General features: G+C 60.8%; 1 pseudogene. It reads left to right on the top strand.

The features are described 5' to 3' along the window. A pseudogene (locus GSQ83_RS12525) lies at window positions 1-504 on the top strand (hypothetical protein); the annotation flags it as partial. Window positions 505-807 lie beyond the last annotated feature (303 nt).

The raw sequence follows: 807 nt of genomic DNA, 5'->3' as shown, positions 1-807 counted from the left end.
TCTGAGGCCCTTCACGTCGCCGGCTGGTCACGGGAGGAAATCCGCGAAACGCTCGGCATCCAGTTGGAGCCGATGATAGCCGATCCACTGCCGCTTCTGGCGGGCTTTCGGCCCTGGCAGCCCTGGCCACCGCGGCTGGCCGCGGCATTGTTTCTTGCCAAACTCAGGGAACTCACGCGCGGGCCGCATAGTGGTGCCCCTGCCGATCTGACCGCGGCGATCGAACGCGAGTCAAAGATCGAATCATTGGGAGCTGCATTCTCCCGCTTGCCCGCGGATACGCGCGGGCAATGCAGGATTCTGCTGACCGGCGACAGTCTCAACGAAACCTTCGTTCATGTGAAATTCAAGGATTCGCCGAGAAAGCACCTCGAAGGCGTAATCGTCGATGGTGCGCGAGACGGTGACGGAGAATGGCTGCTGGATGAACAGTTCACCGTGTTCACAACCAATGAAGGACTCGTCCAAGTGTTGGGTCAGGAGTGTCATGTCGAGGTTCGATGACATTGCATGCCCGGGTGGCGTGGCGCGGCGGGACGTTTATCGAACCAACGGTCAAGATCTGACACTCGATATCCAAGAGCGAGGGGTTCGCTCGCTATGACTTTCGACGGACTCTTTATCGGCGCCGCCGCCATCCAGACCTAGGCCCGTTAGCGGCATTCTGCCGACCTCGCCGACCTCGCGATGATTGGCTGCTTACCGGACGGTCCATGGGAACGAGTATGCCAAGGAGAAAACTGCGAGAACACTGAAGATGGCTCCCGCGTGTCGGCCGCCGGCGGCAAAGGGCGGGTCCTCGGCGCG

The organism is Acidisoma sp. L85 (assembly GCF_009765865.1).
In the GTDB taxonomy this organism is placed as follows: domain Bacteria; phylum Pseudomonadota; class Alphaproteobacteria; order Acetobacterales; family Acetobacteraceae; genus Acidisoma.
This window is presented reverse-complemented; position numbering and strand designations above follow the sequence as displayed.